21 protein-coding genes are annotated in these 24,427 nt (G+C 44.4%); 3 read left to right on the forward strand and 18 right to left on the reverse strand.

Translation table 11 applies throughout. The features are described 5' to 3' along the window. Positions 1 to 31 precede the first annotated feature (31 nt). The 6 genes from ispH to murJ all read right to left on the reverse strand — a co-directional run bounded on the left by ispH (position 32) and on the right by murJ (position 7,892). Positions 32 to 988 (reverse strand): 4-hydroxy-3-methylbut-2-enyl diphosphate reductase, encoded by a 957-nt coding sequence (gene ispH / locus AB4133_RS12065; RefSeq protein WP_029235087.1) that lies wholly within the window; start codon positions 986 to 988, stop codon positions 32 to 34. Between the two features lie 156 nt (positions 989 to 1,144). Beyond that, the gene (gene fkpB / locus AB4133_RS12070; protein ID WP_017059345.1) at positions 1,145 to 1,576 is read right to left on the reverse strand and encodes an FKBP-type peptidyl-prolyl cis-trans isomerase; all 432 of its coding nucleotides are present in this window, start codon (positions 1,574 to 1,576) and stop codon (positions 1,145 to 1,147) included. Between the two features lie 149 nt (positions 1,577 to 1,725). Then, on the reverse strand, positions 1,726 to 2,226 hold the full coding sequence (gene lspA / locus AB4133_RS12075; protein WP_004739521.1) for a signal peptidase II: 501 nt from the start codon (positions 2,224 to 2,226) through the stop codon (positions 1,726 to 1,728). A 157-nt stretch (positions 2,227 to 2,383) separates the two neighbouring features. Beyond that, entirely contained in the window at positions 2,384 to 5,260 is a 2,877-nt protein-coding gene (ileS, locus tag AB4133_RS12080) for an isoleucine--tRNA ligase (protein ID WP_372224585.1), read from the reverse strand. A gap of 63 nt (positions 5,261 to 5,323) precedes the next feature. Continuing rightward, positions 5,324 to 6,259, reverse strand: coding sequence for a bifunctional riboflavin kinase/FAD synthetase (gene ribF / locus AB4133_RS12085; protein ID WP_017062867.1), 936 nt, complete (start codon positions 6,257 to 6,259; stop codon positions 5,324 to 5,326). Between the two features lie 70 nt (positions 6,260 to 6,329). Further along, entirely contained in the window at positions 6,330 to 7,892 is a 1,563-nt protein-coding gene (gene murJ / locus AB4133_RS12090) for a murein biosynthesis integral membrane protein MurJ (protein WP_032547643.1), read from the reverse strand. Between the two features lie 251 nt (positions 7,893 to 8,143). Here murJ and rpsT point away from each other — a divergent pair, with 251 nt between their 5' ends. Further along, positions 8,144 to 8,404, forward strand: coding sequence for a 30S ribosomal protein S20 (gene rpsT, locus AB4133_RS12095; RefSeq protein ID WP_004739529.1), 261 nt, complete (start codon positions 8,144 to 8,146; stop codon positions 8,402 to 8,404). Between the two features lie 277 nt (positions 8,405 to 8,681). Here the strand turns inward: rpsT and AB4133_RS12100 are convergent, their stop codons facing one another. After that, positions 8,682 to 8,975, reverse strand: coding sequence for a metalloregulator ArsR/SmtB family transcription factor (locus tag AB4133_RS12100; RefSeq protein WP_004735028.1), 294 nt, complete (start codon positions 8,973 to 8,975; stop codon positions 8,682 to 8,684). Positions 8,976 to 9,075: 100 nt separating this feature from the next. Continuing rightward, the gene (nhaR, locus tag AB4133_RS12105; protein WP_017059341.1) at positions 9,076 to 9,966 is read right to left on the reverse strand and encodes a transcriptional activator NhaR; all 891 of its coding nucleotides are present in this window, start codon (positions 9,964 to 9,966) and stop codon (positions 9,076 to 9,078) included. 389 nt (positions 9,967 to 10,355) lie between these two features. Here nhaR and AB4133_RS12110 point away from each other — a divergent pair, with 389 nt between their 5' ends. Beyond that, positions 10,356 to 11,501 carry a Na/Pi symporter gene (locus AB4133_RS12110; protein WP_017059340.1) on the forward strand — a complete coding sequence of 382 codons (1,146 nt, stop codon included), beginning with the start codon at positions 10,356 to 10,358 and terminating at the stop codon, positions 11,499 to 11,501. Between the two features lie 555 nt (positions 11,502 to 12,056). On the opposite strand, the gene AB4133_RS12115 is transcribed toward AB4133_RS12110, so the two are convergent. The 5 genes from AB4133_RS12115 to rppH are packed head-to-tail and all read right to left on the reverse strand — an operon-like array spanning position 12,057 to position 17,367. Continuing rightward, positions 12,057 to 12,908, reverse strand: a complete 852-nt coding sequence (locus AB4133_RS12115; RefSeq protein ID WP_017059339.1) for a thymidylate synthase — start codon at positions 12,906 to 12,908, stop codon at positions 12,057 to 12,059. A gap of 9 nt (positions 12,909 to 12,917) precedes the next feature. Beyond that, positions 12,918 to 13,739: a prolipoprotein diacylglyceryl transferase gene (gene lgt, locus AB4133_RS12120; RefSeq protein WP_372224586.1), complete on the reverse strand. Its 822-nt coding sequence runs from the start codon at positions 13,737 to 13,739 to the stop codon at positions 12,918 to 12,920. Between the two features lie 57 nt (positions 13,740 to 13,796). Further along, positions 13,797 to 14,588: a sulfite exporter TauE/SafE family protein gene (locus tag AB4133_RS12125; protein WP_372224588.1), complete on the reverse strand. Its 792-nt coding sequence runs from the start codon at positions 14,586 to 14,588 to the stop codon at positions 13,797 to 13,799. Between the two features lie 8 nt (positions 14,589 to 14,596). Further along, positions 14,597 to 16,846 carry a phosphoenolpyruvate--protein phosphotransferase gene (ptsP, locus tag AB4133_RS12130; RefSeq protein WP_017059336.1) on the reverse strand — a complete coding sequence of 750 codons (2,250 nt, stop codon included), beginning with the start codon at positions 16,844 to 16,846 and terminating at the stop codon, positions 14,597 to 14,599. Between the two features lie 2 nt (positions 16,847 to 16,848). Then, positions 16,849 to 17,367, reverse strand: coding sequence for an RNA pyrophosphohydrolase (rppH, locus tag AB4133_RS12135; RefSeq protein WP_017059335.1), 519 nt, complete (start codon positions 17,365 to 17,367; stop codon positions 16,849 to 16,851). 616 nt (positions 17,368 to 17,983) lie between these two features. Here rppH and mutH point away from each other — a divergent pair. Next, entirely contained in the window at positions 17,984 to 18,649 is a 666-nt protein-coding gene (gene mutH, locus AB4133_RS12140; RefSeq protein ID WP_102332791.1) for a DNA mismatch repair endonuclease MutH, read from the forward strand. 68 nt (positions 18,650 to 18,717) lie between these two features. On the opposite strand, the gene AB4133_RS12145 is transcribed toward mutH, so the two are convergent. From AB4133_RS12145 to prfB, 5 genes are all read right to left on the reverse strand, one after another. Further along, positions 18,718 to 19,029: a DUF6482 family protein gene (locus tag AB4133_RS12145; RefSeq protein ID WP_017059333.1), complete on the reverse strand. Its 312-nt coding sequence runs from the start codon at positions 19,027 to 19,029 to the stop codon at positions 18,718 to 18,720. 214 nt (positions 19,030 to 19,243) lie between these two features. After that, positions 19,244 to 19,495, reverse strand: a complete 252-nt coding sequence (locus AB4133_RS12150; protein WP_017059332.1) for a hypothetical protein — start codon at positions 19,493 to 19,495, stop codon at positions 19,244 to 19,246. 568 nt (positions 19,496 to 20,063) lie between these two features. Beyond that, positions 20,064 to 21,398 (reverse strand): cyclic-di-GMP-binding transcriptional regulator VpsR, encoded by a 1,335-nt coding sequence (vpsR, locus tag AB4133_RS12155; protein WP_017062873.1) that lies wholly within the window; start codon positions 21,396 to 21,398, stop codon positions 20,064 to 20,066. Between the two features lie 271 nt (positions 21,399 to 21,669). Beyond that, positions 21,670 to 23,202 (reverse strand): lysine--tRNA ligase, encoded by a 1,533-nt coding sequence (gene lysS, locus AB4133_RS12160; protein WP_017059330.1) that lies wholly within the window; start codon positions 23,200 to 23,202, stop codon positions 21,670 to 21,672. A gap of 98 nt (positions 23,203 to 23,300) precedes the next feature. Further along, positions 23,301 to 24,399, reverse strand: a protein-coding gene (gene prfB / locus AB4133_RS12165) for a peptide chain release factor 2 (protein ID WP_100208942.1) whose coding sequence is annotated in 2 segments (ribosomal slippage) — positions 23,301 to 24,323 and positions 24,325 to 24,399 — 1,098 coding nt in all. Because the reading frame shifts where the segments join, the coding sequence is not laid out codon by codon here. Between the last annotated feature and the right edge of the window lie 28 nt (positions 24,400 to 24,427).

The raw sequence follows: 24,427 nt of genomic DNA on the forward strand, positions 1-24,427 counted from the left end.
GTATTTTAGGACGAGACAGAATCGATAGAAATTAGTCGACTTGTTTAATCTGTAGCTCTTTTGGTACTTCAAAGAACATGTTCTCTTCACGACCTTGAATCTCTTCAACATCGGTAGCACCTAGCTCGCGGATACGATCTAAGATTTGGTTAACTAGCTCTTCAGGAGCAGAAGCACCAGCGGTTACACCGATTTTCTTCTTGCCTTCAACCCACTCAGTCTGAATGTCTTCAGGGCAATCAGTTAGGTAGCCAGGTGTACCTAGCTTCTCAGCCAGCTCTTTCAAACGTGTTGAATTCGATGAGTTCTTAGAGCCAACAACAATCACTACGTCGACGTCGTTTGCCATCTCACGCACAGCGTCTTGACGGTTTTGAGTCGCGTAACAGATGTCGTCTTTACGTGGGCCTTGAATCTCAGGGAACACTCGACGTAGCTCTTCAATCACATCTGCAGTTTCATCTACTGATAGCGTAGTTTGGCTAACATAGTGCAGGTTACTTGGATCATTCACCACGAGGTTCTGTACGTCCTCTGGTCTTTCAACCAAGTACATACCACCAGTTTGGCTCGCGTACTGACCCATAGTGCCTTCCACTTCAGGGTGACCTGCGTGGCCAATCAGTACCACTTCCATATGTTTGCGGCTCGCACGAGCAACCTCCATATGAACTTTAGTCACCAAAGGACACGTCGCATCAAATACCGTTAACTCACGCTCTTTCGCTTCTTTACGAACCGCTTGAGAAACACCGTGAGCCGAAAAGATCACGATGTTGTCGTCTGGCACCTCACTCAGTTCTTCGACAAAAATAGCACCACGCTGCTTGAGCCCCTCAACAACAAAGCGGTTGTGTACCACTTCATGGCGAACATAGATCGGTGGCTGATACATTTCGAGTGCACGCTCTACGATGCTGATCGCACGATCGACACCGGCACAAAAGCCACGAGGGTTAGCTAACATTATTTTCATTTCATTGCTCATCATTTACCGCGGTACTAAGGTTGCTTCTATAGAGTTCGCCGTCAGCGAGGTTCGCATTCTACAGTGAAGCGTCTAGACAGTGAAGCTCTGGGTGAGATCACAGCTGTAAGGCTATCTTATTCTAGCGTGAAGACAGCTATTCTAACGTTAAGAGAGTTATTCTACCGTTAAGATATTGACGTCAAAGCTAACGTCTTGACCAGCGAGTGGGTGATTAAAATCAACCGTCACTGAATCACCTGCGATCTCAGTAATAATACCTGGAATTTCCATACCGTCAGGACCTGAAAATGCCATGATAGTGCCCACTTCAACTTCAGAGTCGCCAACAAACTTAGCACGATCCATATAGTGAATATGATCTGGGTTTGGCATACCAAACGCGTCTTCCGCCTTCAGTTCGATAGACTTTTCAGTGCCGGCTTCAAGTCCAAGTAAGCACGCTTCAAAGTTCTCACTTAGGCTGCCATCACCCATGACGAACTTCGCTGGTTTGCCCATGTTCTCCGTACTATCGGCAACTGAACCATCCTTCATTTTAATCGTAAAATGTAGAGTTACTGCTGAATCATTTTTAATTGCTGCCACGTTACTTTCCTTAGACTTCTTTATTATTTGAGGATGCGCTGTGCTTTGCTTCCTTGTTGACTGAAGCATAAAAAAAAGCGCCGTCGGAATCAACCGACAGCGCTTAGGGCTATTCTATTCTGTGAGTCATAGACTGACTTTGAAGCAAGCTATTTGCTTTCGTCTTTCTTACGGAAACCATCTAAGATGATCATCGCAGCACCGATACAGATTCCCATATCCGCTAAGTTAAATGCAGGCCAGTGGTAAGTGCCCCAGTAGAAGTCTAAGTAATCGACAACAAAGCCATGTACGACTCGGTCAAACACATTACCTACTGCACCACCAATGATGATCGCATAAGCAATGTTATTCCACTTCTCTGTTGCTGGTAGTTTGCTCATCCAGTACGTCAGCATACCTGTTACCGCAAATGCGATACCCGTAAATAACCAACGCTGCCAACCACTTTGATCACTCAAGAAGCTAAACGCTGCACCGTAGTTATGCACGTACAAAAAGTTAAAGAATGGCAACACCTCAATACGGTTTGCCCAGCCATAACCCATATTGTCCATGACAAAGAGTTTAATGCCGATATCAGCCAAGAAGACCAATAGAGCCAGCCATAACCAACGTACACCAGATTGTTTTAACGAAACTTCACTCATTTCTATTCCTAGTATTTACGAAGTTGGTATTCATTGTTAGTCACCTTACGTGACCTTGATTACCAACTTGGTTAAACACATTTCCTATAACTAAAAATAACCCCAGTTGATACTGGGGCTATGATTTTTACAAAAAGTTCAGTCTTTCTCTGAGTCGTTATGCGAACTTACGCACTTCGCCTTCACCGTCGATGTTCGACACACAACGACCACAAACTTTCTCGTGACCTTCGATAGTGCCTACATCTGGAGTGTGGTGCCAGCAACGGTCACACTTCTCAGCTTCAGTCGCCGCTACTTCAACGAATAGACCTTCAACGTCTGTCGCTTGCGCTGCATCAGACTTCTCGCTCAGTGGCTTAACAACAGCTGCAGAGGTGATAAGTACGAAACGTAGCTCATCTTCTAGCTTGTTGATTTTAGCCGCTAGTGCATCGTCAGCGTATAGAGTAACTTCAGCTTGCAGTGCACCACCGATCGTTTTCTCTTTACGAGCATCTTCAAGAAGCTTGTTCACTGCGCCACGAACAGACTGGATTTCAGTCCAGAATTCGTTGCTTAGCTCTTCGCCTTCTGCAAGACCAAATAGACCTTCGAACCACTCACCTGTGAATACGAACGTGTCGCGCTGCTCTCCAGTTGGTAAAGAGCTTGGCATTTCGTTCCAAATTTCATCTGCAGTGAACGACATGATAGGTGCCATCCAACGAACTAGAGCTTCTACGATGTAGTAAAGCGCCGTTTGACAGCTACGTTGAGCATGGCTGCCCTGCTTCGCTGTGTACTGACGGTCTTTGATTACGTCTAGGTAGAAAGAACCCATTTCGATAGAACAGAACTGCATTAGACGTTGAGTCACACCGTGAGTGTTGTACTCGCCGTATGCTTTAACAATCTCTTCTTGTGCAGCTTGAGCACGGCCAACAGCCCAGCGATCAAGTGCAACCATCTCTTCAGCAGGAACTAGGTCAGTTTCAGGGTTGAAACCGTTCAAGTTCGCTAGGAAGAAACGAGCCGTGTTACGAATACGACGGTAAGCATCCGCTGAACGCTTCAGGATTTCATCAGAAACCGCAACTTCACCCGTGTAGTCTGTAGAAGCAACCCATAGACGCAGGATATCTGCACCTAGCTTGTTGGTTACGTCTTTAGGAGCAACAACGTTACCGATAGATTTAGACATCTTACGGCCGTTACCATCCACTACGAAACCGTGCGTTAGTACTTGCTTGTACGGTGCTTCGTCTTTCATCGCGATAGATGAAATTAGAGAAGACTGGAACCAGCCACGGTGTTGGTCTGAACCTTCAAGGTAAAGATCAGCACTGTGAGTGCGCTCTTCGTTCGGGAAGTTGTACTCTTCACGAGAATCAACAACAGAGAAGTGCGTAACACCTGAGTCGAACCATACGTCTAGCGTATCCATTACTTTTTCGTACTTATCAGCGTCTTCTGCGCCCATAAGTTCAGCAGCGTCTACATCCCACCAAGCTTGAATGCCTTTCTCTTCAACTAGCTTCGCAACTTTTTCAATAAGCGCTGGGCTTTCTGGGTGAAGTTCTGCTGTTTCTTTATGAACAAACAAAGCAATTGGCACACCCCAAGTACGTTGACGAGAGATACACCACTCAGGACGACCTTCAACCATGCCTTCGATACGGCTTTGACCCCATTCAGGCAACCACTCAACACTCCTGATTGACTCTAGTGCTTTAGCACGTAGGCCAGCTTGATCCATAGAGATGAACCATTGTGGTGTTGCGCGGAAGATGATTGGAGTTTTGTGTCTCCAACAGTGTGGGTAGCTGTGCTCGTAAGCGTGGTGATGCAGAAGTGCACCTTTCTCTTTTAGAACTTCTAAAACAGAGTCGTTCGCTTTGAATACGTGCTGACCAGCAAATAGCTCTGTATCTGGCAGGTAAACGCCGTTAGAACCAACTGGGTTAGCGATTTCTAGGTTGTACTTTTTACCAACCACGAAATCTTCTTGACCGTGACCAGGCGCAGTGTGAACCACACCAGTACCTGAATCTGTTGTTACGTGATCGCCAAGAACTGCAGGAACAGTAAAGTCGTAGAACGGGTGGTTGAACTGAGAAAGCTCAAGATCAGCACCTGTAGCAAAACCAAGGTTGTGGAAGTGCTCGATACCTGCACGATCCATTACGTCTTTTGCTAGTTCAGAAGCAACAACGATACGTTGAGCAGGCTGGTCGCCATTCGCTTCAACTTGGATAAGCACGTATTCAAGATCATCACGTAGACATACTGCGCGGTTAGCAGGCAGAGTCCATGGTGTTGTTGTCCAGATAACGATAGAAATTTCGCCTTGACCCGCATGACCTTCAGCTAGAGTAAATTTCTCTAGAAGCGCCGCTTCGTCAGCTGCTGTAAATTTCACATCGATAGATGGAGAAACTTTATCTTTGTATTCAACTTCAGCTTCAGCCAGAGCAGAACCACAATCAGTACACCAGTGAACGGGTTTGAAACCTTTAAGAAGGTGACCTTTGTCTGCGATTTTGCCAAGAGAACGAATGATGTTCGCTTCTGTGCCAAAATCCATAGTGCGATAAGGTTTGTCCCACTCGCCCATGATGCCAAGACGTTTGAAGCTCTCTTTCTGACCTTCAACTTGACCCGCAGCGTACTTTCGACACTCTTCGCGGAATTCAGCCGCCGAAATCTTCTGACCAGGCTTACCTTTCTTCTTCTCAACCATTAGCTCGATTGGAAGACCGTGACAGTCCCAACCAGGGATGTACGGTGCATCAAAACCAGAAAGGGTCTTAGATTTGATAATAATGTCTTTAAGAATCTTATTCAGCGCGTGGCCAATGTGAATATCGCCGTTCGCGTATGGAGGGCCATCATGCAGTACGAAAGATTTTTTACCTTTCTTTGCCTTACGGATTTCGCCGTAAAGATCTTCTTTGTACCAACGCTTCAGCATTTCTGGCTCACGATTTGCCAGATTGCCGCGCATTGGGAACCCTGTTTCTGGTAAGTTCAGGGTATCTTTATAATCACTCATCGATTCTTAATTCCGTTATATTGGGCGAAGTTAGACATTATGTTAATCGGTGGAATCATCCGATTAATTCTTTAGCTGAAGCAGCCACACCCTTGCGGCTTCAGCATCCAATTCTATTTGATTCTTTAGTGCGTCGAACGATTCAAATTTTATCTCGTCGCGCAGTTTGTGCAAAAGTCGTACTTCTAACTGTTTACCATATAAATTGGCTTTAAAGTCAAAAAAATGCACTTCCAATTGCTGCCTTACCCCATTAACTGTTGGTCGTTGTCCAATATTAGCAACGCCACCGACAGGAACACCGTCGATATCCAAAGCTTCAACAACATACACTCCCGATACAGGAGAAACACAACGCTTTAATGGAATATTAGCGGTAGGGAAACCGATAGTTCTCCCTAGTTTTCGACCATGGGACACTCGACCACTAATACTGTAATCACGTCCTAACATGGTAGCACTTGCAGCCAAGTCATCGACCGCTAATGCATTTCGTATCTCAGTACTGCTTACTCGTAATTGGTTTAAGCAATAGCTTTGGGTGCTGACCACCTCAAAACCGTACTTCTCGCCCGCCTCTTTGAGCATAGCGAAATTACCGGTACGACCTTTACCAAAGCAAAAATCGTCACCAACCACCAAGAACTTCACACCAAGCTTATCAACCAAAAGATCCTTAATGAATGCTTCCGCGGATAAACTTGCAAAATACTGATTAAAATTAACACACAATAAGCGACTGATATCTAGCTTACTCAGTTGCACGTATTTGTCTCGTAAACGAGTTAAACGTGCTGGCGCTCTATCTCGGGCAAACAGCTCCATAGGCTGCGGTTCAAACGTCATAACAACAGAAGGTAGCCCTAATGCTGCAGCTTGTTTAGAAACCTGACTCAAAACCTCTTGATGTCCTAAATGAACACCATCGAAGTTACCTATGGTTAATACACAGCCATGATGCTGCGCTTTAATATTGTGTATACCTCGGATCAGTTCCATTATGATCAGCTAAAACCTGTTATTTGCATCATTTATTGTGTGAAACCGACGGATTATATACTAATCAGTATTAATCTGTCGCTGCTTTTAAATGTTTTACTCGGATACCTAAAATCAGTACCGAAACAATATAAACAAAGCCACCAAGTCCAATCAAGCCAGTTAATGTCAGCGCTCTCTGGCTAAAGCTCCATTCAAGCCAATGTTGCATATTATCCAGCTGCCATAAAATAGCCGCTACCATCACCACACCTGAGATAATTAATTTGGCACTGAACAACAAGGTTGTCTTAGTTAATTGATACACACCCGCAAGGTGCAATCCTCGATATAACAAGGCCATATTCACAAAGGCAGACAGTGCCGTCGCAATCGCCAAACCCACATAGCCATAAAAACAAGCAAAGATCGCGTTAAACACCATATTGGTCACCATAGCGATAATGCCGTACTTAACCGGTGTTTTGGTATCTTGGCGAGAGTAATAGCCCGGAGCTAAAACTTTAATCAGCATGAAATTAAGCAAGCCTGATGCGTAAGCTACCAATGACATCGATGCTTGCTGTACATCGTGTGGAGAGAACTCACCACGCATAAATAGCACCATCAACATGGGTTTAGCTAAAACGATAAGACCTAACATCGCAGGAATACCAAGCAGCAACACCATGCGCACGCCCCAATCCATGGTATGCGCGAACCCTTCCCCTTGAGCATCTACGTGTTTACGAGACAAAGCAGGAAGAATCACAGTCGCAATCGCGATACCGAATAAACCGAGAGGAAATTCAAGCAGTCGGTCTGAGTAGTACAACCAACTGATAGAGCCTGTTGCGAGGAAGCTGGCAATAAAGGTATCAAACAATAAGTTGATTTGGCTGACCGATACACCGAACAGAGCAGGGATCATTAATGTGCGGATCTTAACCACACCCGGGTCTCTCCATCCCCACTTCGGCTTAACCAACACACCCGCTTTGATCAAGAAAGGCATTTGGAAAAGGAATTGGACTAAGCCACCAAGAAACACACCAATAGCCAAACCAATTTCTGGTTGTTCTAAATTAGGTGAGATAAACCATGCAGCGCCTATGATCATCACGTTCAAGAACACAGGAGTAAAAGAAGAGACCGCAAATTTACCTAATGTATTAAGAATGGCACCAGATAAAGCGACGAAGGTGATAAACCATAAATAAGGAAAGGTAATCTTGAGCATAAAGCTCGCTAGCTCAAATTTGGGTGCTGATGGGCCATCATTTAGCCAGTCGATAAACCAACCCGCACCAAACATCGCGGTGATCACGCCAGAGCCCAATACCCCGATGACGGTGACAATAGAAACTAAAACCCCGAGCGTCCCCGACACCTTAGCAATTAAATCTCGTGTCTTATCTTTATCACCTGCGGCGTGATATTCCGTTAATACAGGAACAAACGCTTGAGAAAACGCACCTTCTGCAAAAAGTCGACGTAAGAAATTAGGAATTTTATTAGCGAAGAAAAATACGTCGGCACTCGCTCCTGCCCCCATCAAATTTGCTACTACTACATCACGTACTAGCCCCAATACACGGGAAACAAAAGTCATTGCGCTGACAATCAGGCCTGACTTTAATAGTCGTTTACTCACAGAAACCTCTGACACTGGTTGATTACTTTCAAGCGAGGATAAATACTATCCTGTCCTAAGAAGCATATTTATTAGCATTGGTCTAAAAATGCTGTTAGAATCCCCGCCATCTTAACCGCGATGACCTTTCCATACCAAAGTTTGTTTGGCTACGATTGGTTTTTGCACAAATCATTTGACAATTAAGCGCTAATGAGGGATAGTCCTCGCCCTTAAATTGTCACCGAACTAAGTTTTTGGGAGTTAGACCCTTGGCAAACAGTAAATCTGCTAAGAAGCGCGCTATCCAAGCTGAGAAACGTCGCCAGCACAATGCTAGCCGTCGTTCTATGATGCGCACTTACATGAAAAAGACTATCGCAGCTATCGCAGCTGGTGATAAAGAAGCTGCAACTGCTGCTCTTGTAGAAGTTACACCACTTCTTGACCGTATGGCGACTAAAGGCCTTATTCATAAGAATAAAGCTGCACGTCATAAGTCTCGTTTCGCTGCTGCAATCAAAGCTCTTTAATAGAAATTTGATTACAACGCAAAACGAAAAAAACCGGCCTAGGCCGGTTTTTTTATATCTAAATTTTGAGTAACGCTTTTATTTTACGTGCTAACAGCCGTTTTTCTGACCGATAAACAATTTAAGCAGATAGATAAAACAAACAATCAGAAAAATAAATAGAGAAGCAAATTGGTACGTAGATAGATAGGTAAACACTAACGTTCAATGTGAAATGCTAACACTTCCTTGTGTCATTCTATCGCTGATAAGAAATCCCCCTCCCACCAGCAATAAGCTACTTGCAGTAAATACCATGCAGTAGGTTAATCATCGCTTTTACTTCTTCACTACTCAATGTGTAATACACAGTTTGAGCTTCTTTGCGAGTTTCGACCAAACCATCTCTTCTCAACCAAGCAAGATGTTGAGATAAAGCAGACTGACTCAGTTCCAACTTGCCACACAACTCCCCAACCGACAGTTCAGTGCCATGTAATAGGCACAAAATCTGTAAGCGACGCTCGTTAGCCATGGCTTTGAGTAGAATCACAGCTTGTGCTGAGTTCTTCTCCATCTCTTTTAAGTTCATAGTTTGGCTCCCTACAACCTTTACGCCAACTACGGGCTATCAGTATTTCCGGCATATTGCGGAGTTATGATAATCGATATCAATTCATTAACAAACTATCTCACTCGAACAATTTGCTAAAATCTGCGTCACATACGTTTTTTACTGCTGGATGTTGGATCATCCTCTCAGCAAATATGACGTAGTACTCCTCTTTTAACTCTTCAATACCGCCTAATAGTTGCAGTGATGTGTCGTCTTCCACTTCAGACATATAAATCGTCGGTGCTAAAAATATTACGTCATGATGGTAACGAGCAAAAGCCTTCATCAATGCGGCATCATCAAACTCACCTAAAATATCTGGCTTAAGCCCTTGTCTATCAAACCATTGCAGCACTTTACGACCCATTGAGGTTCGGCTGCCAGGGATCAAAAGCTTTCTTTGCTCCAATACAGCAGGGAAATTAACCCCTTCAACCTGACCTGAACTAAAAAAGCTCATTCCACTCTCACCCAGCTTTTTACTGAACAGGCCCGGGCTTTGACTAGAGTCCACCGGACAGTCAGACAAAATCATATCGAGCTTATGTTGAGAGAGTTGCTCAAGTAGCATTTCATGGGTCGATTCAAAACAGCGCAAGTGAATGCTGTTATCTGGAGGGATGGTCGACATCAGTATCTTACTGACGAGTCTTTTAGAGAGCGCATCCGCGACGCCAACATCAAACAGAATATTGGAGTGCTGGCTGTAATTCACGATGTCCAGCATCTCGTAACTCAGGCCAAACATACGATCGGCATATTTAAAGACCAGTTGCCCAAGCTCTGTAGGCTCAACACTTCGGCCATTACGCTTGGTCAACTTGCCATCCATGCGTTCTTCTAAGGCTTTTATCTGCCCCGTTACCGTTTGTGGTGTTAGGAATAGGGCTTCTGCAGCTTTAGTAACAGAGCCTTGCTTGCAAACCATCCAGAAGTAATACAGATGGTTGTAGTTGAGATGCGACATAGATGTGCCGTAATAAAAGAGTAGATACCCTTTTATATCAAATATGACACCGCCACTCAACAAACTCGGAAAAACCTAACCAAACATAGATTTACCACTTATTTTTTCGAAGTGTCTGATTTCATAATGTAATATTTCATCGATTATTTTCAATTTTTTTCTAACTTTTAAGATCTATATCACCTATAGAATTTCCATTAAAAAACAATTTAAAACAACAACTTAAAAAAACCACATTAGCAATTGGAATATTTAAAGAGTAAATCATCACAAAAAAGTCGCACCTAAACCAAAATGTAATATTACTGAAATATTTCCCCTCTAACATCACGCTCAGATTAAACAAACAGACCAAACACAGACTTAAACGGTCCAATGGAGAAAACATTATGAACCAAGCTACTACTGCAGCAGCGCCTATCTCGAGCACTACTCGTTGGCTACGCTGGGCTAACTTGGCATTCATGCTTTACCTACTATTACTTTCAGTTTCAATGGTTGGTACAGGCTTCAAATGGGCAACAGGCGAGCAAGCAAAGGTTCTTTTCGAATTTGCTTCACACCCAGTTGCAGGCTTAATGATTGGTTTAGTAGCAACAGCGCTTATTCAATCATCAAGTACAGTTACTTCAATTATCGTTGGCCTTGTGGCAGGTGGTTTACCTGTTGAGCTAGCAATTCCTATGATCATGGGTGCTAACATTGGTACTACGGTAACCAATACGCTAGTTAGCCTTGGTCACGTTCGTTGTAAAGAAGAGTTCAAACGTGCATTCGCAAGTGCGACAATCCACGACTTCTTTAACCTATTAGCCGTTGCTATCTTCCTACCACTAGAGATGGCGTTTGGAATTCTAGAGAAAATTTCTCACTGGTTAGTATCACCGATGCTAGCAACAGGTGATATGAGCATGGGTGGTCTTAACTTCATCAAGCCAATCACTAAGCCTGTTGTAAGTGCGATTAAAGAACCACTATCAACGTTTGGCGACACTGTTGGCGGCATCATGCTTATCGCTCTAGGTATCGCAACTATCTTCGTAGCTATTACTGTAATGGGTAAGCTGATGAAGAGCCTAATGGTTGGTCGTGCTCGTGAGATTCTAAAGAACGCAATCGGTCGTGGTCCAATCCACGGTATCGCTTCTGGCTCTATCGTGACTATCCTTGTTCAGTCTTCTTCTACGACAACAAGCTTGATGGTTCCACTAGTAGGTTCAGGTGTTCTTAAAGTACGTGACGTTTACCCATTCACTCTGGGTGCAAACATCGGTACATGTATTACGGCTCTACTTGCAGCTACAGCAGTGTCTGGTGAGTTCGCAGTATTCGCACTACAAATTGCTCTAGTACACTTGGTGTTCAACATCATGTCAACGGTATTCATCTTCGGTATCCCGTTCCTACGTGAACTTCCAGTTAAAGCGGCAGACATGATTTCAGACATGGCTGTGAAGAACAAAGCTGTAGTGGCTGGTTACCTTGTTGCGGTATTCCTTGTACTGCCTGGTAGCGTGTTAGCTCTTACCGCTTAATAGCAAAATAAACATCGCTTATAGCAAAGCCCGCTACCTCCTAGGTTGCGGGCTTTTTCTTTTTAAGAGCAGATACGGGATTCGGGTAAACGAGTAACGAAGAGCTAAAATCAAATTCGAGATATGAGTAAGCTTGTGACAAGAGCTGAAACTGATACGATATAAGAGTAAATCGGTAAGGTAAGCATTACTCACCAAAGAAGTCCGTTCTAGCTCTTCGTATCCCGCATCTCGTTTACCCGCATCTATATATTTCCGTCATTCCCTACAGCGAGGAACGAGCGTGATAGGGAATCCCACAAACACACCACGAAAGAGACTCCCAACTCCTTCCTTCGTCAGTCTAGGGAATGATGAATCGAAAAAAGATTCGAGATGCGTGTAAGCGAGTATCGAAGAGAAAGAGCCAATGCGCGTTGAGAGTATACGAGTAACATAAAGCATCACACAGCATATGATTTCTCTGCTCTTCGAATCTCGATTACTCGTCACTGTAACTTAGATACAAAAAAGGCTGCACAGAGGCAGCCTTTCAATCAAACAAAGCGAGTGAGATTAAACCGAGAATGGGTACTTAATCGCTTCGTGGCATTCGTAACCTTCAACCCAGAAGTCATCCATCGTTACCCATGTTTCCAAATCTTCTAGAGACTTAATCTGAGGATTGATATGGAATGTTGGGCCAGCTAACGGCTCACGCTTTAACTGGATATCACGCATAGGTGCAAGTTGATCTTCGTAAATATGAGCATTTACTAGCTTATGGTAAGCCACGCCAGCTTTCTTACCCGTGATTTGCGCCATGATAGCTAGGAAGACATACACTTGAACCATGTTGAAGTTCAGGCCTAGGGGTACATCGCAAGAGCGCTGAGTGCTGTTTAGGTACAGAGTATCACCAAGTAGTGAGAAGTGATGGCTGTACATACACGGACGCAAACATCCCATGTGGAACTCACCTGGGTTGTAGAAGTTTAAGATCTCGCCGCGGTCATCAATACCGTTAGTTAGATCATCAACAATCTTCTTCAGTTGGTCGATATGACCGCCGTCAGGTTTTGCCCATGCACGTCCTTGAACGCCATAAACACGGCCCATGTCATCTTCACCCTTGCGGTAAGGGTTATTCAGCCATGCTTCATTCAGGTTAGAATTCGCATCCCAAGTTTTAGTCCCTAGCTTACGAAAATCTTCAGCATTGTCGTAACCACGGATATAGCCAAGCAGCTCAGCAACTGCGGCTTTCCAAAAACTCTTACGCGTTGTTACCAGTGGGAATTGGTTATTACCAACATCATATTCAAGGTCAGCATTGATCACGGTTAGGCAACGCTTGCCCGTGCGTTCATTTTCAATCCAAGTACCGTCATCAACGATACGCTGACAGAGATCTAAATACTGTTTCACACCAATTCCTTACTTCGTTTGTTGTGGTAATTCGTCTTTGTAGTGACCACGCTTGTATGCCCACACCATCATCAGCACACCGATGATAACCATTGGCAGTGACAAAATTTGTCCCATAGAGATAAACCCACCGAACAAACCTAGGTGAGCATCAGGTTCACGTACGTATTCTACTAAGAAGCGGAATGTACCATATCCAGCTAGGAATAACCCTGATACAGAACCAAGAGGACGCGGCTTTTTGATAAACCAGTTCAAGATGAAGAACAGCACGATACCTTCAAGCGCCATCTCGTAAAGTTGAGATGGGTGACGAGGAAGTGGACCACCGTTAGGGAACACAATCGCCCATGGCACATCAGTCGCACGGCCCCAAAGCTCGCTGTTCATGAAGTTACCTAGACGGCCCATACCTAAACCAAATGGGACGAGTGGTGCAATCATGTCTGCCACGCCAAAGAAGGTGCGACCATTCTTTTTCGCATACCAGAACATTGCGGTGATAACACCCAGCAAGCCACCGTGGAAAGACATACCGCCAGTCCATACCTTAAATAGGTACAGTGGGTCTGCTAGGAAAAGGTCAAAGTTGTAGAAAAGTACGTAGCCAATACGACCACCCAACACCACACCTAGAAAGCCAGCAAACAGTAAGTCTGATACTTGCTCTCGAGTCCAACCACTACCCGGTTGATCAGCTCGGCGATTTGCTAACCAAAGAGCAAACATAAAACCGACAAGGTACATTAGGCCGTACCAACGAACTGAGATTGGTCCTAGTTCAATAAGAACAGGATCGATATTTGGGAATTCGATAAAACCCTGAGACATACTTGGCTCTCTATCTAAATTGATTAACGGTTAGCTCAATGACTAACAGAAAAGACACTACAGCAGCATTGTGGCTGCTATAAACATTAAAAATACCGCAAAGAATTTCTTCAGCACAGGGGTTGGCAATTGAGTGGCCAGTTTCGCACCCACTCGAGTGGTCAAAACTGAGGTACAAGATATCGCGATCAAAGCCGGTAGATAAACATAACCCAAGCTATACGCAGGAAGATCATCTACAGACGAACCATGCCAAATAAACCCGAGCATTCCTGAAATAGCAATAACAAAGCCGCACACCGAAGAGGAACCCACGGCCTTGCGCATTTCTACACCATGATGGTTAAGGAAAGGTACCGATAAAGACCCACCGCCAATGCCCGCTAAGCTTGATACCAAACCAATCCCGCCGCCACACAACACGGTTTTAGCTGAACCCGGCATCGATTTTTGGCTCTTGGAGCGAATCGACAATAGCATTTGCAACGCCAACACCAAAACAATCACACCAAAGACTTTTGGTAAGTATTGAGCTGGAATTACATCGGCCACGAAAGAGCCGAGGAAGCCACCTATCACCACACCTGGCATCAACCATTTAACGACAAACATCTCTACGTTACCCAACTTTAGATGGTTAATCGCAGACGATCCCGACGTAACGATGATGGTTGATAGCGAAGTAGCCAATGCCATTTGCATCGCAAACTCTTGGGGGATACCCGCTTTAGGAAGCAAAAACAGTAAGGCAGGAACAACCAGCAAACCACCACCAATGCCTAGCAAGCCTGCTAAAACACCAACAATAGCACCAAGGCCCGCTAACAAGCCTATCAGTTCATATGACACGTTAAATCCTATTTTTTACCTGCTCGAATGAAGCCTGTAAATTCACGCTCTTCGAAATAGTTCAGCATCATACTATAGATGTCACTACCATACGGTTTTGAAAGTGCCTTATTTGCCAAATCCTGTAATTCAGCCAAGTTCGATTGACGAATCAAATATTTGGTTCTTGCGACATTCGAGGTATTCATACTTAACGTCTCATACCCCAATCCAATCAATAGCAGCGCGCCCATCGGGTCACCGGCTAACTCGCCACAAATACAAACAGGTAATTGATATTGCTTACAAGTATCATGAATTTGTTTTAATGCCATGATCACCGCAGGGTGCATTGATTCATAGACATCGGATACTCGTGAATTGTTCCGATCAACCGCTAATAAATATTGGGTTAAGTCGTTGGTACCGACTGAAACAAAGTCGACCTTATGCGCAATCAGCGGCAGTATGTACAGCATGGATGGCACTTCAATCATGATACCAACGCGAGGCATACGCACTCGGTTATCAAGCTCATGCACTTCATCATACGCTTGTTCAATCAACTGTAGCGCGTCATCCAACTCCTGTGCACCAGAGATCATCGGCAGCAAAATACTCAAGTTATGGCTTTCACAGCTCGCACGTAGCATGGCACGTAACTGAATAATAAAGATGTCAGGATGATCGAGCGTAAACCGAATACCACGCCAACCAAGGAATGGATTGTCCTCTTCGATAGGAAAATACGGTAAGGCCTTATCACCACCGATATCGAGTGTACGCATCACCACTTGTTTCTCTGGGTAGCTTGCCAGTACAGAACGATACTGCTTGAATTGTTCATCCTCTGACGGGAATCTTTGCTGCAACAAGAAAGAAATTTCAGTTCGATACAGCCCTACGCCATCAACGCCTTGGTTGATAGCGATGTTAGTGTCTGCACTTAAACCAGCATTAAGCAGAATCTCGACTTGCTTGTTGTCTTGCGTTTTTGCCGGTAGGTACAGCTCGCGATTGACCATAGAGGAGAGCTCACTCTCTTCTAGAATCAGCCCTCGATACTCTTTGAGCAGGCTTTTAGTCGGCTCAATAAAGATCTCACCGCTATACCCATCAACAATCGCTCGCTTGCCATTAGCTTGAGCTAGGTTGAGGTTTACCCCCATGACGGAAGGTATGCCAAGCGCTCGAGATAAAATCGCTGCGTGCGAGTTCGCCGCCCCTTCCAAGGAAATCACCGCTAAGAGCTTTTCTTTGGGAATAGACGCTAATACCGAAGCGGTTAACTCACGAACCACTAGGATAATCGGCTTATCTAACGTGCGAAGTTCATGTTCAGAGTTGTGGAGGAAATAGAGCAGCCTTTGTCCGAGCTCTCGGATGTCTTGTGCTCTCTCACGAAGATACACGTCCGACATACGAGCAAAGCGGTTCGAATAGCTCTCAACAACCTGTCTTAATGCCCAATCGGCTTTATCGCCTTTCTGGATTTGGCTTTTTAGATCCTTACGCAGCATAGGATCGTTGAGTAAGTGAGTAAACAGGTCAAAGATCGCCAACGCATCTTTATTGATTTCACTATCTAAGCGCTTTCGCATGCGCTTAAAGTCATTGAGGGCGTTTTCAACCGCTACCGCCAACAACTCATGCTCTCTCTCTATATTGAGCGTCGAAGCAGGATAAACATCGGTGAGTTCAGGCTGAGTGTTGTCCCACCATAAGTCACCAATCGCCACGCCCGATGAAGCTGCAATACCTTTAGTAGCCGGTAGCTTCTGTTGCTCTAACAGCCAATGGCCTTGAGTTTGGGCGTGCGCCACAATAACGGCAAGTTGTGCAGAGAGCGTGACAAGGAAGGATTCTTCCATCTCACTAAATAAACGTGGGGTCTTCTGTTGAATGACCAATACACCGAGCACTTGCTTGCGGTGGATAATCGGAGTACCGAGAAAAGAGTGATAGACGTTTTCTCCAAGCTCTGGAAAAAACTTATAAGCAGGGTGAGCAGACGCTTGTGCAAGGTTGATAGGTTCAGCACTTCTTTTAACAAGGCCAACCAGACCTTCGTCAAAACCAATGTGAATGCTATTGCCTTTGAAGATCAGGCCTTGAGTTGCCATCAACTCAAGGCGCTGCATATCATTATTTGCCAAATACACGGTGCAACATTCCGTCTGCATCGCACTGCATGTCTCTTTAACCAAAATATCAAGAGCCGTCGACACATCTTCAACTCTTGATACGTGTTCAACTATTTCCCTTAGTTGACTGAGCATGCTTAACCTCTACGCAATTTGCGCTTTCCTTTTATTTTTCGCTCTTTAAACGGCATTGCTAAAGATGCGAACTCTTTCATCGCTCGACGGTAAACATCTCGCTTGAAAGAAACAACTTGTCGAACTGGGTACCAGTAACTCACCCAACGCCAACCATCAAACTCAGGTGTACTTCCACGCTGCATATTGATATGCGATTCATCGCAATCTAAGCGCAAAAGGAACCACTTCTGTTTTTGTCCAATACAGACAGGTTTAGAATCCCACCGAACCAGTCGTTTGGGTAGCTTGTAGCGTAACCAATGACGACTTGTCGCGACGATCTTTACATCCTTTTTAGTAAGGCCAACCTCTTCATACAACTCGCGGTACATTGCCTGTTCCGGAGTCTCACCTTCATCTATTCCCCCTTGAGGGAATTGCCATGAATGTTGCCCGTATCGTTTAGCCCAGAAGACCTGACCATGGTTGTTACAGATTACAATACCAACATTTAATCGGTAACCATCGCCATCTATCACTGGCCAACCTCTATCTAAATTTTTAATTACTCTGATTTTTCCACATATCCCCAATCGGAGCAAACTTAGTGACGTGATAAGCGCTATATTTATGAATAATAACTAGGAATATGGATAAGTTTTGCTCAAATTCTAGTTACCCACACAATAGTGAGACATAGACCACATTTATTCACCTTTTCTGTGAATAACTATGTGAAGAATTACCCGCAATCGTTTTTTTTAATCCAAAGATTCATCAACACCAAAAACAACAAATCAGTCAAAATAATTTTATTATTATATAAATCAGTAAATTAAAATAACATTCTAGTTTTAAAAAACATTAGAAATGTAAAAGATCTTTCAGAAACCTGACATGGTTAAAGATCAACCACTCCGATGTTTATCCACACTACTAAGTGAAAGATTCATTTTGAACCCCATTTGGCAAGCATTTTATCCACCATAAACCCCTGTTTATTTATCCACTAAATTAATATTTCAATTAATTACCTTTATGTCCTGTGGATAACCCTGAGTTTGATCCCTTTTCTCGCAAGGAGATCATTTCTTAACCAGTCGTCATGTGGTGATAACTTCTGATAAAATCATTTTTTTGATCATGCCTTTTATTATGAAACCAGAACCACAAACACAACAAGAGCTGTTAGAGCGCGCGTATGCCATCGCCGGAATGACCTTTAAAGAGCTCGCTGACGAAGCTGAGATGGTGATGCCAAACGACCTTAAGCGTGATAAAGGCTGGGTTGGGCAGCTATTGGAATGGCACTTGGGTGCACCTGCAGGCAGTAAGCCAGAACAAGATTTTGCCAAGCTCGGTATCGAGCTAAAAAGCATTCCGATTAGCTACTCTGGCAAGCCACTCGAAACCACCTTTGTGTGTGTTGCTCCTTTGATGGGTGTGCAAGGCATAACTTGGGAAACCAGCCACGTTCGAAACAAGCTGTCTAAGGTGTTGTGGATCCCTGTCGAGGGAGAAAGAGAGATCCCGCTAGCAGAGAGGCATGTAGGATCCCCTTTGCTATGGACACCAAGCGAGGCTGAAAACGAGCTTCTAAAAAGGGATTGGGAAGAACTGATGGAATTGATCGTGTTAGGCAATGTTGAACAAATAACAGCAAGGCACGGTGAAGCGCTGCATCTACGACCAAAAGCCGCCAACAGCCGAGTGTTAACGGAAGCCTACGGTGCAAGTGGAAAGCCCATCAAGACTAAACCGCGTGGTTTTTACCTAAGAACTCAATTCACCCACAAATTGCTGACGACACACTACGCATAGGTCGCTTAACGCACTTCAAAGATAGGATGATCAGTGTGTTATCAACCGTCGGTAGTAAGAAACGAGTTCTAATGAGGTTTGAGCGCCAGTTCAATATCACAGTAGCTTTGGCTTGGCTCATTACCAAACTCATCATAGGCGTTGTGTAAGCGAAGATACGCCTTTTCAAAGCCGAGCCGGAGTAACTCCTCTTTCACTTGATCCAAGGATCCAAAGTGAAGCGGCTCGCCGTCTTGCTTTACCGGTTCTAGCTTATGTTTGTACTCCACCGCCAATAGATATTCTGAAATATCAGAACAGCCAATAACGTACACTTTGGGTGTTTGATAAGAGTCTTTGCGCTCTCCATGTAACCACATGTCTAATTGATGCTTTTGCATAGCCGGCCTCCCTTGCTCTATAAAGCTTAGTAGAACTCTTTTCCTTTACTAGATAACGACTTAAAAAAGCACAGATCTCGGCTTAAAAAAGCAAAAAAGAGAAGCAAGCGCTTCTCTTTTTTGGCCAGTTCTAGTTCAAAAGTTTGCACTTTCGACGCCATAACTATCACTGTTAATTATCTTAGGGGTTGAAAGGTGCTATCAACCCCGCAGATTACGTCGGTATTCGCGCACTTAAGACACGACGAAGGTGACGTACTCGACGTTCAATCGTGACGACTTCTGGTTCAGAAAAACCAATCGGTCGACCGTCAGCTTCAAGACCAATATCTCTTAATAAGTGAGTATTGTTCCATGGCAGCTCATATGAACTACGACGAACTTTTCGTTGCCATTCGCGCTCTTCACGACGAAGATCGGCACGGATAAGGACTGTTGCTAATTTTAAATATACTGAGTGACGCATAATAACTCTCCAGTTGTTGAGTCAACTGAGGAAAAATAGCGTGTTAGATAGTATGAGGGCTTCTCACTTAGCTGCTATTTTTCCGCAGCCAAATAAGGATACGGATCTATTAGTTAGGTTTATCTTGGGTGTTTCGATCGGCCATGGCTGATGTGAGTGACATATCAGTCACCATGTCAGTACACGGATCAAACGACGCGCAAATATGCTGTATAAAATCGAAATATTTCATTTGCGCCTCCAAGCTAACTAAAAAATCCAAAAAAAAATGGGGAAGTAAAAGCAGACAAGTCTTTGTTAAATCGTTGCTTTAACGGTTAAAGTCTAACCAAGTGAGTATATTATTCAACCGCTAATTGATTAACATTTTTAAAACAATGCATTCGCCTGAAATATTAGTTGCATATTCATTTACATATAATATATTCACTATGATTATATAAAATCACAGCATATCTCTCTTAGGGTCTAACTAGAAAACAACGGACTACCCTTCAGAAACAAAAAAGCCACGTAGATACGTGGCCTTTAATTTACGGTGACTGAATAAAGTCATGTAGAGAAGAGTCTAAACAACACCTTCAGAGATTAGGCTGTGTTTATTCAGCAAGCGGTACATCGTCGCTCGTGATACACCGAGCTCCTTAGCCGCCAATGAAACCTGACCACCGTAAGATTCCAATACAATCAGTAACGCATCGCGCTCTGAGCGCTCTCGAATACTCTTCAAGCTTCGGCGTTCATCATTCTGTTTTGGTAAATCCAGTTGGTGATCCTCAATGATCACAGCATCAGACATCAACACAACACGCTTAATCTGATTCATCAGCTCACGCACATTTCCAGGCCAATGGTATCGATTCATCGAACGGATAGCATCGTCTGAGAAGCTCTTCGCTTGAGCATTAAACTCTTTCGAGTACTCACGCAGAAAATGATTCGCCAGTACTGAAATATCGCTCACACGTTCTTTTAAGCTTGGAACATGAATACGCAGAACATTGATATAGTGATAAAGCTCTTCATTGAAGTCGCCCTCGATCAACGCCTTCTCGATATCAGAGGAGTTCGCGGCCAGAATACGCACATCGACAGATTTAGGTCCATTCGCAGTTTCAATCTTACCTTCTTGTAGAAAGCGCAACAGGTTCAGTTGTTGATTGCGTGGCATCGCTAAAACATCATTAAGCAAGATGGTTCCGCCATCGGCTTCTTCCAACATACAAGGCGCAGTCGCTGACTGTGCTGATATGCCAAACACCTCGGCCTCTATTCTCATTTCAGACAAGGCACGACAGTTAACCGTTAAAAATGGTTTCTGTGCTCGCGACGAATTTTGATGAATCGAGCGTGCAATCGTCTCTTTACCAGCCCCACTCTCGCCATAAATCAAGATACTGACATCAGTCGGCCCAATACGCTTTACTTGGTCTCTCAAGCGCTTCACGGCCACAGAATCGCCTAGCAGTCCCATGTTGTTATTGATGCCGTAGTTTGGCCATACCTTCTGCTCAAGCTTAAGCATACCCAGTTGGTGACCAATGGTACTCAGCAATTGAGCATCTGGGATTGGTGCCGTGAAAAAGTCGATACAGAAGTTGACGATAAACTGGCAGATCGTATCAGAGCTTAATTGAGATTCACGGATAAAGGCGAGCCATCTCACCTGCTTGTTATTGCTCACAAGGTTAGCAATACCGTTGAGACTGAACTCATCATGACTAAGATCGACAATACCAATACATGGGCCAATATCAGCAATCAAGGCATCGGCTTTTCGTAAATCTGCACACTGGGTACACTGCCAACCCACTTGTTCTAACACTGATAACCAGGGTTCGTACGCACCACCAACGACGATAAGAGAACCTGGTAAGGAATCCATCTTAAATTGAGTTCCCATCCTTCTTCCTTATTCTATTTTTATTTAAATCAGACTAATACGAGTCACTGCTTCATCGTTCGACAAAATGCCGCGAGAGCGTATTCAGCGCAGAGACGTATAGTAGTGAGACTATCTTAGATTTTATGTCTCAATAGTAAGACTATGTCAGAAATAACGATTTTTCGAATCAAGAGTGCGGTACAGACTAGGTTTTGAAGCCCCAAAACAGAAAAAGCCACCCGAAGGTGGCTTTTTAATTACATAGGCTGTTACGCCCTATAAGCGAGAATTACGCCTGTGGACGCATTGCCGGGAACAAGATCACGTCACGGATTGTGTGCGTGTTTGTAAATAGCATTGCTAGACGGTCGATACCGATACCTTGACCCGCTGTTGGCGGTAGGCCGTGCTCTAGTGCAGTAATGTAGTCTGCATCGTAGTACATCGCTTCGTCATCACCCGCGTCTTTCGCGTTAACTTGCGCTTTAAAACGCTCGTCTTGGTCTTGTGCATCGTTAAGCTCAGAGAAACCATTCGCAACTTCACGGCCACCGATGAAGAACTCAAAACGGTCTGTGAAGAACGGGTTGTCATCGCTACGACGAGCTAGAGGAGAGATGTCCGCTGGGTAGCCAGTGATGAACGTTGGTTGAATTAGCTGAGGCTCAGCCGTTTCACCAAAGATCTCTTCTAGAAGCTGACCACATGTCCAGAACGTTTCTACGTCTACGTGTACAGATTTTGCGATAGCAACCATCTTTTCACGGTCTTGTAGGTCTGCTTCTGTTAGCGCTTGAATCTCAGCGTGCTCAGGGTTGTAGTGTTTGATTGCATCGAACATGCTCATGCGAGCGTAAGTGCCACCGAACTCAACCGTTTCGTCACCGTAAGGCATAGAAGTAGAACCAAGAACGTCCATTGCTGCCGTGCTTAGCATCTCTTCTGTCAGATCCATAAGGTCTTTGTAGTCAGAGTACGCTTGGTAGAATTCCATCATTGTGAATTCTGGGTTGTGACGTGGAGATAGACCTTCGTTACGGAAGTTACGGTTGATCTCGAATACACGGTCAAAACCACCCACCACTAGACGCTTAAGGTAAAGCTCTGGTGCAACACGTAGGTACATGTCGATGTCTAGTGCATTGTGATGAGTGATGAACGGACGTGCAGTTGCGCCACCCGGGATCACGTGCATCATTGGCGTTTCAACTTCTAGGTAGCCTTTCGCGCTCATGAAGTTACGGATTGAAGATACAAGCTTAGAACGCACGATGAATGCATTACGAGAATCTTCGTTCACGATTAGGTCAACGTAACGCTGACGGTAACGCATCTCTTGGTCAGTTAGACCGTGGAACTTCTCTGGTAGAGGACGAAGTGCTTTAGTCAGCAATTCAAACTCTTCCATGTTCACGTAAAGGTCGCCTTTACCTGATTTGTGAAGCGCACCTTTAACACCGATGATGTCACCGATATCTAGGCCTTGGTACTTCTCTTTCAGTACTTTTTGAACGTCTTTCGCTGCGTATGCTTGGATACGACCAGAAGTTTCTTGAATCGCAAGGAATGGACCACGCTTCGCCATAACACGACCAGCGATCGCAACGATGTGGTTAAGCTCTTCTAGCTCTTCCTTAGTCTTCTCACCGAATTCCGCTTGAAGATCGCCAGCTAGGTGCTCACGACGGAAGTCATTTGGATGACCGTTAGCTTTGCAGTTTTGGCGGATGTGATCCAGCTTGCTGCGGCGCTCAGCGATTAGTTTGTTCTCTTCAGGTGAAGAAGCTTCTTGTGCGTTTTCGTTTTGAACAGCATCAGTCATTAGAGATGTACCCTGCTTTTAAAATTTGGACCGCTATATTTTTGCAAATATAGGCATTTTTACCAATATTATTGGTAAAGCTTAATAGTTGATAAAGCTTACAGACCTGATTTCAGGCTAGCTTCAATAAACTTGTCTAAGTCACCGTCAAGAACCGCTTGAGTATTACGGTTTTCGATGCCGGTGCGTAAATCTTTGATACGAGAATCATCCAGCACGTAAGAGCGGATTTGACTGCCCCAACCGATGTCTGATTTCGTCTCTTCGCTCGCTTGTTTTTCAGCATTTTGTTTTTGAATCTCAAGTTCAAAAAGCTTAGCACGTAGCTGCTTCATCGCTTGATCTTTGTTCTTATGCTGCGAACGGTCATTCTGACACTGAACCACAGTGTTAGTCGGAACGTGAGTAATACGTACCGCTGATTCCGTGGTGTTTACGTGCTGACCACCAGCGCCAGAGGCACGGTATACGTCAATACGTAGGTCAGAAGGATTAATGTCGATCGTAATGTTGTCATCAATCTCAGGATAGATAAACGCAGATGCAAATGAAGTATGACGACGACCACTTGAATCAAATGGTGACTTACGAACTAGACGGTGAACACCAGTCTCTGTGCGTAACCAACCGTAAGCATACTCACCAGAAATACGTACCGTTGCGCCTTTAAGGCCAGCAACATCACCATCCGACACTTCGATAACTTCAGTCTTGAAGCCTTTCGAATCTGCCCAACGTAAGTACATGCGCAACATCATTGAAGTCCAGTCTTGAGCTTCTGTACCGCCCGAACCTGACTGTAAATCGATGTAGCAATCTGATGCATCGTGATCACCAGAGAACATACGACGGAATTCCAGCTTCTCTAGCTTAGCTTCAAGCTCGGCCAGTTCTGGTTCAATTTCATCGAACGTTTCTTGATCTTCTTCTTCAACCGCAAGCTCTAATAGGCCATCAACATCCTCAACACCTTGGTCAAGTTGGTCGATCGTTTCTACTACCGCTTCCAATGCAGAACGTTCTTTACCTAGCGCTTGAGCACGCTCAGGTTCGTTCCATACATCCGGTTGTTCTAATTCTGCGTTTACTTCTTCTAGACGCTCTTTCTTAGCGTCATAGTCAAAGATACCCCCTCAGGATATTTGTGCGCTCAGACACATCCTGCAGACGGTTTTTTATAGGATTGATTTCAAACATTTTAGCTCATCATTTATGAGTAGAATTT

The sequence above is a fragment of the Vibrio sp. 10N.286.52.F8 genome, from assembly GCF_041468745.1.
Taxonomy (GTDB): domain Bacteria; phylum Pseudomonadota; class Gammaproteobacteria; order Enterobacterales; family Vibrionaceae; genus Vibrio; species Vibrio crassostreae_C.